Source organism: Enterobacter sp. JMULE2 (genome assembly GCF_013337145.1).
In the GTDB taxonomy this organism is placed as follows: domain Bacteria; phylum Pseudomonadota; class Gammaproteobacteria; order Enterobacterales; family Enterobacteriaceae; genus Enterobacter; species Enterobacter mori.
This window is the reverse complement of record NZ_SGWD01000013.1, coordinates 32746-49543: the sequence shown is the minus strand read 5'-3', so window position 1 is coordinate 49543 and position 16798 is coordinate 32746. Positions and strand designations below refer to the sequence as shown.

The 16798-nt window shown below is 56.9% G+C and carries 12 protein-coding genes and 1 pseudogene; 1 reads left to right on the top strand and 12 read right to left on the bottom strand.

The annotated features are described in order from the left end of the window. Nucleotides 1-83 precede the first annotated feature (83 nt). Nucleotides 84-2270: a 1,4-alpha-glucan branching enzyme gene (gene glgB / locus EXW94_RS12500; RefSeq protein ID WP_174340245.1), complete on the bottom strand. Its 2187-nt coding sequence runs from the start codon at nt 2268-2270 to the stop codon at nt 84-86. Nucleotides 2271-2510: 240 nt separating this feature from the next. Between glgB and EXW94_RS12495 the strand changes: the two are divergent. Continuing rightward, nucleotides 2511-3259: pseudogene (locus EXW94_RS12495) on the top strand (IS5 family transposase). A gap of 112 nt (nt 3260-3371) precedes the next feature. On the opposite strand, the gene EXW94_RS12490 reads toward EXW94_RS12495, so the two are convergent. The 11 genes from EXW94_RS12490 to EXW94_RS12440 form a co-directional block, all read right to left on the bottom strand. Beyond that, nucleotides 3372-3608, bottom strand: coding sequence for a hypothetical protein (locus EXW94_RS12490; protein WP_174340244.1), 237 nt, complete (start codon nt 3606-3608; stop codon nt 3372-3374). A gap of 606 nt (nt 3609-4214) precedes the next feature. Next, nucleotides 4215-4862, bottom strand: a complete 648-nt coding sequence (locus EXW94_RS12485) for a hypothetical protein (RefSeq protein WP_174340243.1) — start codon at nt 4860-4862, stop codon at nt 4215-4217. A 29-nt stretch (nt 4863-4891) separates the two neighbouring features. Next, nucleotides 4892-6268, bottom strand: coding sequence for a VasL domain-containing protein (locus EXW94_RS12480; protein ID WP_174340242.1), 1377 nt, complete (start codon nt 6266-6268; stop codon nt 4892-4894). Between the two features lie 81 nt (nt 6269-6349). Beyond that, entirely contained in the window at nt 6350-6820 is a 471-nt protein-coding gene (locus EXW94_RS12475) for a hypothetical protein (RefSeq protein WP_174340241.1), read from the bottom strand. Nucleotides 6821-6834: 14 nt separating this feature from the next. After that, nucleotides 6835-7287, bottom strand: a complete 453-nt coding sequence (gene tssE, locus EXW94_RS12470) for a type VI secretion system baseplate subunit TssE (RefSeq protein ID WP_174340240.1) — start codon at nt 7285-7287, stop codon at nt 6835-6837. After that, a complete protein-coding gene (tssJ, locus tag EXW94_RS12465) occupies nt 7280-7816 on the bottom strand; it encodes a type VI secretion system lipoprotein TssJ (RefSeq protein WP_174340205.1) in 537 nt (178 codons plus the stop codon). The genes tssE and tssJ overlap by 8 nt, the downstream gene beginning before the upstream one ends. After that, nucleotides 7797-8897 (bottom strand): type VI secretion system baseplate subunit TssG, encoded by a 1101-nt coding sequence (gene tssG, locus EXW94_RS12460; protein WP_174340239.1) that lies wholly within the window; start codon nt 8895-8897, stop codon nt 7797-7799. Before tssG ends, tssJ begins: the two co-directional genes overlap by 20 nt. Continuing rightward, complete coding sequence (gene tssF / locus EXW94_RS12455; RefSeq protein ID WP_174340238.1) at nt 8852-10615, bottom strand: type VI secretion system baseplate subunit TssF; 1764 nt, start codon at nt 10613-10615, stop codon at nt 8852-8854. Before tssF ends, tssG begins: the two co-directional genes overlap by 46 nt. A 20-nt stretch (nt 10616-10635) precedes the next feature. Beyond that, nucleotides 10636-12231 carry a type VI secretion system protein TssA gene (gene tssA / locus EXW94_RS12450; RefSeq protein WP_174340237.1) on the bottom strand — a complete coding sequence of 532 codons (1596 nt, stop codon included), beginning with the start codon at nt 12229-12231 and terminating at the stop codon, nt 10636-10638. After that, on the bottom strand, nt 12231-15650 hold the full coding sequence (locus tag EXW94_RS12445) for an ImcF-related family protein (protein WP_174340236.1): 3420 nt from the start codon (nt 15648-15650) through the stop codon (nt 12231-12233). Before EXW94_RS12445 ends, tssA begins: the two co-directional genes overlap by 1 nt. Then, nucleotides 15637-16797: a hypothetical protein gene (locus tag EXW94_RS12440; protein ID WP_174340235.1), complete on the bottom strand. Its 1161-nt coding sequence runs from the start codon at nt 16795-16797 to the stop codon at nt 15637-15639. Before EXW94_RS12440 ends, EXW94_RS12445 begins: the two co-directional genes overlap by 14 nt. Between the last annotated feature and the right edge of the window lies 1 nt (nt 16798).

Genomic DNA, 16798 nt, shown 5'->3' with positions numbered 1-16798 from the left:
AGTGTTGAAAGAAGGGGAAATTGCCCCCCCCTTTCCGTCAAAACGCGCGCCGAGCGGTTCGGGTTTACCTGCCGTAAGCTGCGTCATTCGCCCTCCCGCATCAGCCAGATGGTGCCAAGCGGCGGCAGCGTCAGGCTCAGGGAGTTGGGTCGCCCGTGGCTTTCGATGGCGTCGCTCTGTACCAGCCCGCCGTTACCGGCGTTACTGCCGTGGTAGTGCATGGAGTCGGTATTCAGGATCTCGCGCCATTTGCCCGGCTGCTTAATGCCGAAGCGGTAGTGTTCGCGCGGCACCGGCGTGAAGTTACTGGCGACGATGATCTCGTTACCCGCTTTGTCACGACGCACAAAGACAAACACCGAGCGCTCGTGGTCGTCCACCACCAGCCACTCAAAGCCATACGGATCGAAGTCGAGCTCGTGCAGCGCTTTGTGGTGGCGGTAGGTCAGGTTCAGGTCGCGCACCAGACGCTGCACCCCGTGGTGCCAGTTGTCGCCGCCTTCCAGCAGGTGCCAGTCGAGGCTGGCGTCGTGGTTCCACTCGCGTCCCTGGGCGAACTCATTGCCCATAAACAGCAGTTTCTTGCCCGGGAAGGCAAACATCCAGCCGTAGTAGGCGCGCAGGTTGGCAAACTTCTGCCACGCGTCGCCCGGCATGCGGTCGAGAATCGACTTTTTGCCGTGCACCACTTCATCGTGCGACAGCGGCAGCATGAAGTTTTCGGTGTAGTTGTAGAGCATCCCGAACGTCAGCTTATCGTGATGATACTTACGGTGAACCGGATCCAGCTTCATGTAGTCGAGCGTGTCGTGCATCCAGCCGAGGTTCCACTTGTACCAGAACCCCAGGCCGCCTGATGACGGCGGGCGGGAGACGCCCGCAAAGGCGGTTGACTCTTCCGCCATGGTCACGGCACCGTCCACCTGCTCGCCGATAATGCGGTTGGTATTGCGCAGGAATTCAATCGCTTCCAGGTTTTCACGGCCGCCAAACACGTTCGGGATCCACTCGCCTTCTTTGCGGCTATAGTCGCGGTAGATCATCGACGCCACCGCATCGACGCGCAGGGCATCAATACCAAAACGCTCGATCCAGTACAGGGCATTCCCGACCAGGTAGTTCGACACTTCACGGCGACCGTAGTTGTAGATCAGCGTGTTCCAGTCCTGGTGATAGCCCTCGCGCGGGTCGCTGTGCTCGTACAGCTTCGTGCCGTCAAACTCTGCCAGCGCAAAGTCATCCGACGGGAAATGGCCCGGCACCCAGTCGAGGATGACGTTCAGCCCTGCGGCGTGCGCGGCATCAATGAAATAGCGGAAGTCATCGCGCGTGCCGAAGCGGCGCGTTGGCGCATACAGCCCGGTGGGCTGATAGCCCCAGCTGCCGTCGAACGGATGCTCGTTGACCGGCAGCAGCTCAAGGTGGGTAAAGCCCATCCATTTGGCATACGGCACCAGCTGGTCGGCAAGCTCACGGTAGCTCAGCCAGAAGTTGTTATCGGTGTGGCGACGCCAGGAGCCAAGGTGTACCTCATAGACGGAGATGGGCGCGTCAAAACGGTTGGCCTGTTTGCGCTCCTCCGTCTGGACGACCTTCTCCGGCAGGCCGCAAATCAGCGACGCGGTATCCGGGCGCATCTGCGCTTCGAAGGCATACGGGTCGGCTTTAATGCGCAGCTTGCCGTTAGCGTCGATCATCTCGAATTTATAAAGCTGCCCGGGGTGCGCGCCGGGGATAAACAGCTCCCAGATGCCGCTTTCCCGGCGCAGGCGCATCGGGTGGCGGCGGCCGTCCCAGTAGTTGAACTGGCCGACAACGGAGACGCGCCGTGCGTTAGGCGCCCACACGGAGAACCGCGTGCCGGTAATGCCGTCCATGGTATCGGCATGGGCACCCAGGGTTTCATAAGGGCGAAGGTGCGTTCCTTCGGAGAGCAGCCAGGCGTCCATCTCTTTAAGCAGAGGACCAAAGCTGTAGGGATCGTCAATCAGGTTTTGCTGACCGTGCCAGAGAACGGCGAGCTGATAGCGAAAAGGGTTTTTACGGCGGGGCATCACGCCCGAGAAGAAGCCACGGGAATCGAGGCATTCAAGATTACCGACCTTGCGGCAGGTTTTGGGTTCAATCACCCAGACTTCTGTGGCATCCGGTAACAGTGCCCGAACTTCAAGACCATCCTCAGTTTGATGCATCCCAAGCACAGAAAAGGGGTCAGCGAAATGACCCGCAATAAGTGCATGAATCACGTATCTATCCACACGATCGGACATTATATTAATCCTTTTATATACTTTTTTGAGGAAATACTTTTATATAAATAAATACTGTAAATAGCCGGGGTCTTTTTTTAATTAAAGTTAAAATAAATTAATTTTATCATTTCCCTTATGGATTTTGATATAGGCTTTTTCTCGATTAAGAACCTATCCCTGAAGGTATTGTGAGAATGTCGTAACTGGTAATTTATGAAGGCGAAAATATGACAGATCAGCGATGAGCTTTAGGAAAAAATGACACCGCTTATCCCTGAGCACAAAACCAGCCATCCGCTCGGTACTCATCGTAAACGCGTTGATAACCGTGCGGCCATGAATGTCATATTCTTCGTCCTGAGGACCGGTTGCAAGTGGAACGCGCTGAATGCCACCGGGATATGTTCACCGGGTTCTGCACACCGGCGCTTCCGGGAATGGCGCGATGCTGGAGTCTTCGGGCGCTTCTGGCAGAACGGTTTGCCTGCCTGCGCACATCTGGACGGCATTGACTGGTCATGGTTGTCGACAGACGGCTGTATGACCAAATCACCGCAGTCAGGGGCCGCAATCCCATTGGCAGAGGGAAGCAAGGCGTAAAGCGCAGGCTGATGACTGATGCCTGCGGGCTTCCTCTGTCGCTGGTTGTCTCAGCAGCGAACACGCACGACATCAAACTGGTTGCGGATACGCTCGATGCCCTTCAGACGGGTCGTCCGGGGCAAAAACTCAGACTCTGCCTGGACAAAGGTTACGATGCAGGCTGGCTGAAAACATATCTGCAGAGCCGCCGTTACGAGCCGCATATCCAGTCCCGTAAAGAAGAGTCAGATGCCAGTAAAAACACGGACTTCAAAGCCCATCGCTGGGTTGTCGAAAGAACTCATAGCTGGATGAATCGCTTTCGCCGGGTTCTGACACGATGGGAAAAGAAGACTGAAAATTACGAGGCCATGTTGCATTTTGCCTGTGGTCTTATTGTCTGGAATAAAGTCCTATTGAGATAGGCTCTTATTGTCCTTAATATTATTAAGGGGTTATTTGATCACATAAGGAGATTAAAAACCAGGATTGCACATCACTTTACTGCATCTTTAATGAACAAAAAATGCACATATTTTAGTTCAAAAAATGTACTTTTCGTGATCTTTCCCTGCCCGACACCGTCACGTCAATCCCGCGACGGGAGAGCACCCGCTCCAGCGCCGTACCGACAAGGCGGGCAAGTATCAGTCCGGTAATTAACAGGACGGTGGCCGAAATAATATTGACCGCGTATTCAGTTAATAACCCCTGATTTTTTACAAGCCACTCACCGGCCTTATCAACTTCATCTGTAATGTTCAGTTCTTTCATTTACAACTCCATTTTAAAATTTCACCCAAACGGGTGCTGTTTGAAAATAAGTTCAGGCAATGACGTTCCCGCCATCCTGTATATGCAGGCCATATATATCACCCGTAAAAAGAGGTAAATAACACAAAACCGGCAAGTAATAAGGCACTCAGTATCCACGGCAGTAAATGCTCTGCCCGCCGTCCGGAAAAGGGCTTCCTGACTTTACATGTGGCATCAGTTGAAATAAGCGCCCCACAATGCCGGCATGGTCTTATGATTTCTTGACGCACCAGATCCTCCCTAATTAAAATATAAAGTTACTCACAGCATTTCTTTGCTATTTCTTTTTTGATTTGATTTTTCACTTGCGAATTTCGAATATTACGAACCGCGCCAGGGATTTATGATGCGGGGTGGATATAAGCGAAATATCGTTATTGCTTAAAGTGGGATTTAAATTAACGATGCCTGTCAGCAGGCCGTTATTGCGTATTCCGCTCCGGGCGGGCATGGTCTGGCATCGACGTTACGGGAAAATGCTCACCACAAAGTTGAGGCGTTGCCTGTGGCGGACAGCACGGTTCGCCTGGCGTTATCCGGCACTAAAGACAACTGGCTAACGCATCACGCCTTAAACTCGCGGCAAAGAGCCCGTTTTTTTTTGAGTAATCGCTCGCGGGCCTTCTCCACTGCTCGTTTTGTTCTGTCCGGAAACAGTGTTGCCTGCTGCTCAGCAATGCTGAGATGAATGTTTTCCTCCAGCAGCCTCCACTCTGCGTCGCTCCACGGACGAAACCCCTCGCGGCTGCTGCTTGATTTACGAAGCCCCATTCTTCCCGCAATTATTTTGATAGCCTCAGGGGTTCTGCCTGGCAGCAGATTAAGCACCCCGGAACCGATAGCAGGATAGTGTTCCTTCAGAATTCGACGCTCCTCCTCACGCCAGTACCTGCCGCTGGTCACTCCCAGCGTATCGGCCCGGGTAAAGACAGCCGAAGACGTTCTGTCTTTAAGAAGCGTCGCAATGAATGCAGCGCCTGCGCCTGAAGCATAGTGCTGACGAATGATATCGTCTTCTTCTGCGGTCCATCGTGGCGATGCCTTTTCCTGACAGGCCAGTTTATGAGCCATCAGGCGAACGGAGCCGGGCGTTCGCCCCAGAATGCGGGCAAGCTCAGGCAGGGGCATGGTACGGTAGTTGACCTCCAGAAAAGTGAGGTCTGCAGCTGACCATTCGCACCAGTGATTTCTGTGAAGCTCGTTCTCATCCATTGAAACTCCGAAAATACGCATAAGGACGGTTACTGGCGTTCTGTTACGGCGGAATACCGCGTGATTAACTGCTTAAGATGCAGTTCTGTCTGCATCTTTTGCGCGGCCGGGATTGTCTGTGAAAGGCCCGGAATGCTCATTTGCCGCAGCTGTTCTTCAACCGGTACCGTTTTACCGAATGCCTGCGTAGCAGCAAAAACCTGTGATTTGAGCTCGCTGACCGTCATGTATTTCCCTTTCTGCTCATCCAGCCCGTTCAGCCTGTCGCTCAGTTTTTGCAGGATTGTCATTCCCTGATGCCAGCCGTTCAGCTGTTCCGCTGGCAGCAAGGCGCTACTGAGCTGCTGTTCCCACTGTTGTACCAGAGGCTTAGCCTGCTCCGGCCACAGCGTCCGTGCCTGTTCAGCGAGTTTTCTGCCATAGGCGATATTCCAGTCGGGAGGTAATTTTTCCAGCCTGGCCAGCTGCTGCTGTGTCTGAGCGATTACCTGTGCTGGTACCGGTGACCGCTGTTGCAGAATGGCCAGTTGCTCAGGCGTGAGCACGGCCGGTAACGGTGCCAGGGAGGCGGCAAACTGAACCTGTAGCGGGTCGGAACGGTGAAGATACTGCCAGACGAATGCGGCAGCTGAGCTTATCAGCAGCATGGTACACATCCCGCCCGCGAAGGATTTCCATTTTTTTACCGGCGCGGGCATTGTCGCCAGAACGTCCACGTTCGGCTGCTGTTCAGGCTGCGCGACATACACCCACTTCACTGCACTGTCTGGTACCCTGAAATCGTCATCCGGACCACCAGCAAGGTCCCTCGTGGATGCGGTCGAACCATTCATCATGGTGGAAGGCAACACGATACCGGGCTGAATGTTCGCGCCGGTGCCATCGCTGTTTTCCAGCCGGACGGCGCTGTTGTGCATCAGCGTGCGCAGCACATCCAGCTGGCTCAGATGCTTAAGCTCCAGGCGCTGCAGTACCGTACCCAGACGGCCAAGCAGCTGTTCCGCCCGGTACAGCTGGCTGAGGTCGCCGTAATTCAGCGCCAGCGTGCGCATCCGCTGCTGCAGGCGCATGCTCAGGCTGCTGAGGATTTCCATGCGGGCATGCACCGGCTGCGGCCAGAGCGTCCCCCACTGATGGCTTATCAGTGCTTCCAGTATTGCCAGCCCCTCATTGAGGCCGGACAGGCCGGCCAGTTGCATACGGGCAAGGGTGTACCAGGCTGCCGTCTGCAGCTCCACGCCGTTCTGCTCAAACAGTGAGAGGCAGAGTTTTTCGGCATATCGCCAGTTCACATCCGGACGCGCCGGATGCGTCAGTTTGCTCAGCTCATCGCGCAGGGCGGCATAATCCGGCAGCGCCCTGGGGTCGCCACCGGTTTTGATTTTACGGGGAGTCATGTTATTCACGGCTGAATATCCATATCAGAATGACGGACGTTGTTTTCTGGTTAAGCGGCTTCGCGCGGGTTTGCGGGCTCTGCAGGTCCGCTATGGCAGCCGCGATAAAATCAGGCCAAAAAATGCGCCTTCGTCAAAATGCTCTCCCGGCATGGCCGGTGCCCCTGGCTGAGTCAGTCGCCAGTCGTTAAGCTGACCTGCCTGCATGAATAAACGCCCCACTGAAGTGATGCACCCTTCTGCGTGAAGGGTCACGTCCACACGTCCGACCACGCTCTGGCCGTACAAAAATACCGGCGTAAACTTTACAGCCCGGTCGTCCACGCGCAGTACGATGCCGTCGATATCAAATGCTCTAACCTCCGCCAGCAGGTCCGTAACGCAGACGCTGAAGGTCCCCACCTTCAGCCCGGTACCGTCGAGCCACGCGTCCATCTGATCCTGAAGCAGCGTCATTCTCAGGTGAAACTCTGCGATATCGGCCTGACGCCAGGTGGCTGATGCAACCGGAGCGGGCTGTCCGGCCTGCTCCTGTTTCAGAAACTGTGATTTTAGTGACATGATGTTATCTGACCTCAGGGACGGGTTGCTGAGTCCACATACTGCTGACTCTTCAGGTGTCGCAGCAGCACGCGGCCTTCAGGCATAAATTCAGTGCCGTAGCGCACCAGACCGACACCTTTAAGTTCAGCATCAATCGCGTAGCGCAGTTCACCGGGGGCGTTCTGCTCCAGCAGGACAACGGCGATTTTTTTCAGACGCGGCTCATATCTGAGCAGCACGGCAGACAAAGTGCCCATCAGCTCATGGGCCGTACCCGGCATGCCCTGCAGGATTTTCGTCATATCGGGCAACCCATAGTCCGGCAGATGCGCCAGCGTACCTGCACGGCAGTTGAGAACGCGCTGCATGTTGTCGAGCACGGACAAAACGACCTGGTTCTGCTCGCTGACCTGATGGAGATCGAGGCCGCCGGTGAAGTTGCCGTAGAGCGTTTCATAAAGTGGTGGGCGAGGTGAATCACTCATCTTTCAGCGCCTGCAGGGTCAGGCGGTTATTGCCCGCATCGATGACGCGAGCCTTATCCGGATCGAGATCATCACGGCTCAGCACCACCCGCCAGGTGTTGTTCTCCTGGTCCGGCGACATAAACATCCCGGCCACCGCCACATACCGGGCCCCCTCCTCCATCGGCATATCCACCATCACCGCCCCGCCGGGCTGCAGACGGACATCTTTCTCCGCCAGCAGGTCTGCCCTGATGGCCTGACTGTCATCTTTAAACAGTGACGGATAGTCAGTACTGTCAAACGTTTTGCGATCCTTAAGCTGGTAGATGCGCACCACCGTCGACAGTGCCACGCCGCCTGCATTGCTGTTCACTGCCTCACGGGCCCGAATATCCAGATGCAGGGTCTTTATCTGCTTATAAAATATCGATTTGGTCACAGCAACGGTGCCGTCTGTCACTTTTTGAGTCAACCCGCACCCCGCCAGCATCAGGGTGATACCGGCGGCCAGCGCAGCCAGAGGAAATTTACCAGCGGTAATCGCCATCTTCATCGGTCTCCCTGCGGTGAATATTTTCCTGTACCCGCTCATAGCGGCCCAGATTAATGGTGATTGTTTTTGGGTGTGATGCGGTAACCGCATTCAACGGTCGCATTACGGCAGTGCGGCCCAGCTGCACCGCGCCTGCTTTGGGTTTCGTGCTCATGGTCGCGTCCGGCAGCAGGCTGCGGTCGACACACAGCTGTAGCCGTAAATCCAGGCGAGACCCGAGATACACGTGCAGCAGCGCCATCAGGTCGGTGTGAAGCTCCCCGCCCGGTAACCAGCCCTGCACTTCTGCCGGGTCAGTGGTGGTCAGACGCATCAGCACCTGGCTGTTTACGTCGGTGGCATAGCTGCCCATCACCGGTCGGTTTGTCAGGGTGGCGGGCTGGCTGACGCGCATGGTCAGTGGCTTCTTCAGCGGCACACGGCGTTTGTCATGGTGCCAGATTTTCGCCTGCGTGTTGGATGCCAGCAGGCGCACCAGCGAGGCCATGCCTTCTGCGGTACGCCCCGGCAGTAACATGACCGGCAGCAGTGCCAGAAAGCGCGAAGCCGGGGTGGCAATGTTTTGTGCACAGCCGTCAATGCCGAGTCCCGCAAGCCCCAGCAGGTACTGCGAGGTGTTGTCCTTCCCCCCCTCTTCAAAGGTCGCCGGGTATGAGTATTTACGCCAGATACGGTAGTACTGGGCAATCAGCCGGTGGTTGAAGATATCGAGGAAATCCGCCGTGGCCTCATAGCCTTCCCGCCGCCGGGTAATGTCATCGGTATAGTGCGTCGGCAGCGGGGACTCCACACCGTAGAGCCCCATAAAGGTGATGCGTACCGTTGGCGGCAGATGCGAATGCTCAGGCTGCTCAATTCCTTTGATTTCAGAGGCCGGAAAGCCCATCCCCGGGTGCGGTCGAAAACGTACCGGTTCATGTCGTACCTGCCAGGTGCTGCCGGTGACCGGGTTGTCCGGCTGGCTCTGCTCCAGCAGCTGGCAGAAGCGGTAAAAATTCATATACGGCAGCCGGTCTTCCAGCTGCGCTATCAGCCGGGCAGACGCGGACTGTGGTTCTCTTTCCACCGGATGCATTTTCCTTCTGGCTGAACGATAAGTGTGAGCTGGTTGAACTGGTTCATATCGGCATACAGCGCAAAGAACCGGTTAAGCATTTCACCAAAGAGGTGAATATCGCCCTCACCGGTGAAGCCGTTGCTGTCGAGGGTTACTTCGATATCCAGCCCCCGCAGCAGGTAGCCCTGCTCAAAACGCTGCAGGCGGTGGTGCTCCACATGCTGAATCGTCTCCAGACGGCGGGTGTTCAGTTCATCTTCCTGCCAGTTATAGAGTGCCAGCGTGCCGCGCAGCACTTCGGCGGTGCTCATCATGTTCAGGAACCCGGAGCCGAGGTGGCTCAGTACCCGCCAGTGAAAACGGTCTTCTGCTGGCGGGTAAACCGGCAGCGTGGGTTTGCAGAGGTTTTTCACCGTCAATGGCGTCTGCACCACCTGCTCACAGCGGTCAAGCAGCGTGCTCTGCAGCGCCCGGCGCGGTAACTGACCGTTGGTGCCGGTGATTTGCAGCGATACGGCTTCGCGCTCAAACAGCCTGTCATTCTCCCACTGGTGACCACCGAGAATCAGCCAGGTGTCATACAGCCCGGTCACGCTGCGCTTCACTCGGGTGTGGTAATAACGGGGTGGTGCATGACGGCGCATCATCCCGCCCTTGTGCCTGAAGCTGCTGAACGGCACATACTCTGCGTCACTGGTCCGGTTTGAGCCTGTCACCGAATCCACCGAATAAATCTCGGTGTGTCCGTCCTGCAGACGTTTGGGGCGCAGCAGGTACTCACTCTCAAGCCCGGTAATGGTGAGCGGGTCAGCTTCCAGCGTGAACAGGTTAATCACCGGCACGCAGTGCAGACGAACCGCGTCATCGGTGACCGGTAGGTCTGATGGCCACGGCGTACTGAACACGACCTCAATGTCGAAGTACTCTGCCCCGGCAGGTGGCGTGATACCGGCCAGGCCGTTGAGGTGGACAAACATAAACTTGTCACGGAAGGTGAAGTACTCCAGCAGCAGCTGGTACCCACTGAACGCCGTATCGCCTTTCGGCCACAGCCCGTCCTCCTCTGCAAATCCACCCGGTGAGAAGTACCCGTCGAGGCGAATGCGGTCGGTCTGCCCGGGAAGGCGCATATACAGGGCAGCCTGACGTTTAGTCAGCATCAGGTGCAGCTGGCTGCTGACGGGTGCATCCGCGCCGAGATAGAGACTCAGGTGACTGAGGTCCGCATGGGACCAGTCCGCCTGGGTGCTGCAGGCAAAACGTATCCGCAGCAGCGAGCGCCCGTCAGGCTCGGTGGTCATGGTCACCCCTGAGATGTTCAGCGGGTTGAGCATCACATCGCGGGTGGTACGATAACGGCAGACCGTATTTTTAGGTCCCACCGGGCGGGAGTAAACTTCCAGACCCGCGGGCATGACTTCCGCCATCTTCACGGCCTGAAGCACTGGCGTGAACGCCACCACAGAGAGTGACGGAATAGTACGCAGGTAGTGAGGCCAGAGCATACTGACCAGTCCTTCGGTAAGTTCCGGCAGATCGTCGTCAATCTTCTCCCGCAGCCGTCCCATTGAGAAAGCAAAGCCTTCGAACAGCCGTTCAACATACGGATCGGGTGTGCCGGCCTTATCCAGGTCGAGCATTGCTGCGCGATCGGGATGGGTTTGAGCAAATTCTTTCGCGGCTTCACGAAGGTAGCGCATTTCCGCGTCGTAATAACGCAGGGTCAAATCTTCCATTTATTTCTGTTCCTGTGGATTTAACCGCAAAGCACGGCGGCACGGGCGGGATCGACGGCGATCAGCCCGGCAAGTAAATGGTCGATTACTGGCGTAAGGCGGGCTTTATCAGCCTCGCTGCGACCGGCTTTCAGGCGCAGGAGTTTCAGATGGCGGGCCTGTACCTCGAACAACAGCTCAGGCTCCCAGTCACTGAGGGTCACTACACGGGCACGCTCACCCAGCTCAGCAAACAGGTGCACCGCCAGGTCATTTTTACCGTACTGCTCGGCAATGCGTCCCATCAGCAGGCGCAGCAGCCACTTCTGACGATCGGTGGTCATGCCCGGCTGGGTCTGCAACCAGCCCAGCGCGGCATCCGGGCCTTCACTGTCGGCCAGCGCCACGGCTTCCGGCTCCAGCGCCAGAATGTCGTCGTTACCGGCGGTGGCCGGGGCTGATGGCGTATCGTTGGCCCACCCATCTGTGGTATCAAGCACGCTCTGCTGGATCCAGTTCAGCGTCACTTCATCCGCAAAGGGGGTACCGTCACTGAACGCCAGCGTTTCCAGCCCGGACAGGCGCGACAACAACCCTTTCAGGTCGGCAGCAATTATGTCGGCCAGCGCTTCCTTTCCAGATTTCGTCAGCGCCTGGTGGATGTACCACTGCAAATCCAGCCACAGGTGATTGGCTCCGCGGGAAAAGGTGCTGTCGGCCGTTTCCAGCATTTCAGCCCAGTTCTGCTGCAGGTAGAGACGTTTGAGTAACGCGCGCTGATCCGCCCTTGGCGGCTCAATGCGTGTGCGCCCCTGCGCATCCGGGGCCGGGATGGCCCGCAGGGTGTCGTGACGCAGGCTCTTCATCAGATGGTGTGCTGACAGCCAGCCGTCCGGCTGCTCGCGAAGGTATTCGGTGAGGGTGCGGGCCTGGGCCAGCAAATCCTGACCGGACGTGATGCGTCCGATTGACGGGGCATCACTGTGGCTGGCAGCCGAAGGTGTTTCGCTGGTACTGGCGTTCTGCGGCACAACCGCATCCACACCACCCGCTTTCTGCAAGCGGCTTTCAAGAGCACCATACAGCGTATTGAGTTCCGGTCGGGTTTCATCCGGCTCATTTTCCATCAGTAGCTCTATCAGCAGCAGTGCTCCGGTGGTACGCACCGCATCGATCCTGACCACTTCCGGGTATAGGGAAAGAGAGTCAGTCATTCGCGATCCCGCCAGCCATTCCAGTGCCGCCTTACGGCTGCGGTCACGCTGCGGATGCAACTGTGGTCCAAAGCGCTCCAGCAGACCAGCCAGCAACTCGAGTCCTTCGGCCAGCCCCTGCTCACCTTCGCGGTGCAGCTTTGCCCAACAGTAGTAGGTGGCCACACGGATATCTTTGGCGGTCGTGGTCAGAAGCTTCTCGGCAAGCCGACAGATAAGTTCGGTATCCGCACCTGAGAGTTTGTTGACCTCCTCGCGCATCTGCTGAAAGTCGTCGTCATAACCCGGGTCATCACCCAAAGGTGATGGACCAGACAGCGGCTGCAGCCAGCTGTCCCAGAGCGCCACCCGCTCACGGGTGGCCGCGAGCAGTGGTTCCTGCTCAATATGGCAGGCGCTGATTAAGGCATTGAGCGTGCTCATCAATATACGTCCTCTGTATCATTTCCTGCACTGGCGACCTGGTCTGACACTGCCACGCCAGTAGTACTAAAGATGGTCTCCGGCAGACGGAAGTTACGCAGCTTCAGCAGCGCCAGCGGGCCTTCGCCGGCTTCGGTACGCAGGGTGTAATTGAGCGTACGACCGTCCTGTGCTTTCCAGCTCAGGCTGTAACTGCTGCTCGTACCCTGGTAGGCGCTGACGGCGGCCTTATCGAGCAGACGAATCAGACCCCAGCTACCCGGAATATCGCCGTACTGGCGGGTGCCCGCCTGGGTGCTGATCCAGCTCAGGTTAGCACCGGGTGCTTCTGTATCAGCAGGCCAGGTGAACCGTTTCCATGCCGGCATCTGGTTCACATAGGTCAGCTTCTGACTGTCGATAATCATGTCGGTCTGCATAACCCCATCGGCGGTGCCCGGGCGAAGTTCGAAGTTCATCCCAGCATTGCCTTCGGTGAAGGCCACATCCGATATATGACTCAGGGTGTTGATGGCGTTGAGGAATGCCGGGTTAAAGGCGAGGCCCTGCGAGTTGATGCTGTCCGGTACCCAGTGGTTGCCCTCTTTATGCAGCACGCCTTTGAGACGGGTCTGCAGGAACTGAGTGATACGCCCTGAATCAGCATTGAGGTATCTGGCCAGCAATGGCAGAGAAGCATCGCTGCTGGAATTGCTAAACGGATAACGGCCTCCAAAGGCACTGTTCCACTCAGCCACCACCGCCTGCTGCCACTGGGCATTGAGGCTGTCTGCCGCAGGGGTCAGCACCTGCTGCCAGGCCTGCTCCATCGCGTTCACAAACACCGTCCGCCCAAAGCCGCTCCACTCCTGCCCCAGACCTGCTGCAATCAGGCTGCCGTAGTCGCGGGTTTCGGTGAGGTCCACGGCTTTACCCTGAAATACGGTCTGAGCAATGGTCTGGGTCATGGCCTGAGGGTCAGCGGCATTAGTCACCTGCTGCAGGCGCAGACGAACCTGCGTCACGCGGGTCAGGTAGGACTGCAGACTCAGCGCCTGCGCAACAGTGTTGCTTTTATCCATCAGCGCCAGCACCGGACCAAAGGTTGCATCCAGCGGGCCGTGAACGCCGGCACTCTGGTCAATGGCATCCTTGTTATCACCGCCCAGCAGATTTTTGGCTGATTTCACCAGGGAGTCTGAAATCGCCTCGCCGGTTTGCCCGGTGCGCCCCTGCACATTCAGGGTGTTCATCAGCGCCACCAGAGGTGACTGGCGCACATCGGCCATCAGGGTCAGCTGGTCAATGGAATCCGACAGCGTCGCGGCCTGGTTCCAGCGCAGGCTGTTGAGATACGCAAGCCAGGCCACACCAAAGTCCGCAAAGTAACGCTCGGTCAGGCGCTTTTTCAGCGCTTCCGGCGAGGTCTCATCCTGTTTATTCACCTGGCGCTTGCTGTCAGTGAGCACCCAGTCGAGTTCGTCCCGGCGGGCCTTCACCACCTTCTCGATGGCGGGCTGAACGGCCTGCTCCCAGGCCTGGCGGGTAAACATGCCTGGTACGATTTCTGTGGTGCTGAACAGACGGGATGCATCGGTATCACCAGTCATATCGTCAAGACGCATATCGACATACAGGTGCGCCACCTGGGAGAGCATCTTCTGGTACAGGGTCGATTCGCTGTTACGCACGCCCATCAGGCGAACCAGAAGCGAGCGCGCCTGGCTGACCATGCCCTCATCAGCACGGAGCTTCCACTCCGGATGCGTGACCAGCTGCGCACCATAGAACGACAGCAGCGACGGTGCTACACCCTGCCAGACGCCGTCTTTCACGCCATCACGTTTTGGCCAGTCACGAAGCAGCGCCGAACTGAACCAGGCGGCGTCCATATGTTCCGGACGCGCCAGCATCAGGTAGAGCTTGAGCTGGTCATACGTGTTTTTTGCCATCTGCTCACGCAGCGGGCTGCCCGGCGGCAGCGCATTGAAGGTACTGAGCTGAGTCTGCAGATGGTCCGCAGCCGCATCCCGCAATAGCGGTAACGCGCAGTCCTGATAGCGTGGCCAGAGTGCGGCCAGCAGGGCGTTATTCTGGCTCAGCCCGGCCTTCTCGTACCACGGTACACCATGCTCAGAACGGTACTGCAGGCGGGCCAGGGTTTTCTGGAGTTCAGACAGTGCGTGCAGGCGCTGTTCCAGCGGCTGATTCTGTCGGGCGGCAAGTGTGGCCTGTGCATTCGCACCGTCAATCTGGCTGCGGTTGGTGACATAGGCGATACCCATCCAGACAGCCCAGCCCACCATCGCCAGGGCGACAACAGACGCAAAAACTTTGCGCCATGGAAAACCCGGCTTGTGTGGGCGTAGTCCGGCAGGAAGCGTACGGACAGACACCGGCAAAACATCCCAGCGCTTATCCATGCCCCAGTGGTGTGTCACGGCACGTTCAGCACCGGCAGAGAGCTGACTGAACACCACACCGGCCAGCGGCAGCGGGCGGTACGGATTGAGCATCACCGACAGCGGCGCAGTCACGCTCTCCGGCTCACGAATAAGCTGGTCGGCAAGCGTCAGCAGGAAGTTATGTTTTACTTCACCGCAGGTCTGCTGCAGGCCCTGTGAGGTCAAATCCGGCGTCAGGGCGGAGAGTTGTTCTGCCAGCCCTTCGGTACGACAACCAGCAGGCAACAGACAACCTGCCGCCTGAGTAATACGCCCTTCCGGCTGACCGGCGCGCGGGTGCAGGGACCAGACATACAGCGGGAGCTGCCAGCCAAGCTTATCCATACGCGTGCTGATGGCATGGGACAGGGAATCCATGGTGCTTTCAGACGGTACCGGCAGCGGCTGCTCCAGCCCCGGGGCTGAGATCTGGTCAAAGGCCGAGGTGACCCACACCAGACCATCCACAGGGCGGCGACGCAGTTTGCGCAGCGCGGTCAGCCAGGCGCTGTCTGCTGGCGTATTGAGGTCACCGCCCCACAGCAACAGTGTACCGCGGTCTTCCTGCCAGAGCTGAGCTGTAAGACCTGGCGTCAGCTGTTCCACCTCAGAGGCGGTGCCGGTTATCAGCAGGATGCGTGTTTTACGTCCCCAACGCCGACCGTAGAGGTTACGCATGGCGTCACGGATGGTATCAACGGTGACATTGCGAGGCGCGGTCTGCTTGACGCGACCTTCATCGGCAGGCAGGACACTTTTACGCTTCGCCTGAAAACGCGACCACTGTTGTTTAATCGCAAGGCTAATGGTTTTGCCATGGCGGACAAGTAGCAGAAGGATTATCACCGCCACAAATACCAGCAGCTTAAGGCCGTTACTGGTCAGTCCGAACGCATCACCCTTTTTCCAGATGGCTAATCCGATCGCGGCAGCAATCAGCGCAGTAATACTGATGCGTCCCCAGTTACCACGCCACACTGAGTTATCCTTCGCCATTCATCAGATTCCCTGTAGTTACGGTATTTACAAATCGCTGCTCTTTGTTACCCGAAAGCATCAGGCAATCTTCTTTTGTGAGCATGGTTATATCACTGACGACGGCGGCCATAATCCACGGTGAGAAAGGGCCGCTGAGTCCTGCATATTTCTCAAGCCAATGGCACTGTTGGGCCTTCCAGTTGCCTTCATATTGCTTTGCACTGGCCAGAAGAGTGGAAAAATCATCACCCCATTCCATGCTGTCGCCCACAATTGCACGCGCGGCAATAGCCTGCGACTGGGTTGAGAAAAAGGTGTCGAGCTCTTCATTCAGCTTTTGGGTTGATTCAAGCGACATAGGCCGAAGCAGGCGAGCGTGATGGTTTAGCTGATACTTCGTTGCTACATCATCAGAGGTCAGCATTAAAGCCGAGAGCGAATCACTGTACTCATTCCCTCCCTGAGTCTGGTGAACCAACAGAAGCTCAACATCCAGAATCGGGGCTTTAAGGCGTTCACCCACCCAATCGAAAGCCCGGTCTTTAAGAATCGTCAATAACGGTACAGGATACGCCTGCCCAACTAGCTGGAGCCAGCATGCTGAGAATTCTTTCTGCAGTGTCTCATCAGGATCGTGTGAATCAGTCAGTAAGGTTGCGTGGAAAGGGAGGTCAGATAAGCGCTGTAATTCTGATATGTCCAGGCCCACAATCAATGCTGAAAAAACATCTTCGCCAACAGGTAATGCTATTCCCCGAGAAAGAGAGCTACCCTGTTCGAGATCTTTGGGGGCCTGCAGAAATGTGGATGGCGTCAAGTTATCAGGCAGGATAACCCGGCTATACAGAACCGCCAGATAACGCCCGGCCCAGGAAACCCATTGGTGCTGTGCATAATCTGCTTCATCAGACTCAAACTGGTGACGATCCATTGCGTGGTTATACATCCAGCCGCGAATGCAAATCGCCACGAACCAGATAAAAAGAGGGCTTCCGGCAACAATCCAGAGGTTAAATTTTTGCAATTCACCCAGAAACTGATTGGCGTGGAGTACAAAGAACAACACTCCGGCAATAACAGCAACAAGGCCTGCGATCAGCCAGATGACCAGTGACGGCTCATCAGGTTCTACAGATATTGTGGCTTTCTGACGCTCCCAGCTCATA

Bases quoted from the DNA above. Each gene is read 5' to 3' on its own strand.
- glgB (WP_174340245.1), bottom strand. From the start codon at position 2,270: ATGTCCGATCGTGTGGATAGATACGTGATTCATGCACTTATTGCGGGT.
- EXW94_RS12490 (WP_174340244.1), bottom strand. From the start codon at position 3,608: ATGAAAGAACTGAACATTACAGATGAAGTTGATAAGGCCGGTGAGTGG.
- EXW94_RS12485 (WP_174340243.1), bottom strand. From the start codon at position 4,862: ATGGATGAGAACGAGCTTCACAGAAATCACTGGTGCGAATGGTCAGCT.
- EXW94_RS12475 (WP_174340241.1), bottom strand. From the start codon at position 6,820: ATGTCACTAAAATCACAGTTTCTGAAACAGGAGCAGGCCGGACAGCCC.
- tssE (WP_174340240.1), bottom strand. From the start codon at position 7,287: ATGAGTGATTCACCTCGCCCACCACTTTATGAAACGCTCTACGGCAAC.
- tssJ (WP_174340205.1), bottom strand. From the start codon at position 7,816: ATGGCGATTACCGCTGGTAAATTTCCTCTGGCTGCGCTGGCCGCCGGT.
- tssG (WP_174340239.1), bottom strand. From the start codon at position 8,897: ATGCATCCGGTGGAAAGAGAACCACAGTCCGCGTCTGCCCGGCTGATA.
- tssF (WP_174340238.1), bottom strand. From the start codon at position 10,615: ATGGAAGATTTGACCCTGCGTTATTACGACGCGGAAATGCGCTACCTT.
- tssA (WP_174340237.1), bottom strand. From the start codon at position 12,231: ATGAGCACGCTCAATGCCTTAATCAGCGCCTGCCATATTGAGCAGGAA.
- EXW94_RS12445 (WP_174340236.1), bottom strand. From the start codon at position 15,650: ATGGCGAAGGATAACTCAGTGTGGCGTGGTAACTGGGGACGCATCAGT.
- EXW94_RS12440 (WP_174340235.1), bottom strand. From the start codon at position 16,797: ATGAGCTGGGAGCGTCAGAAAGCCACAATATCTGTAGAACCTGATGAG.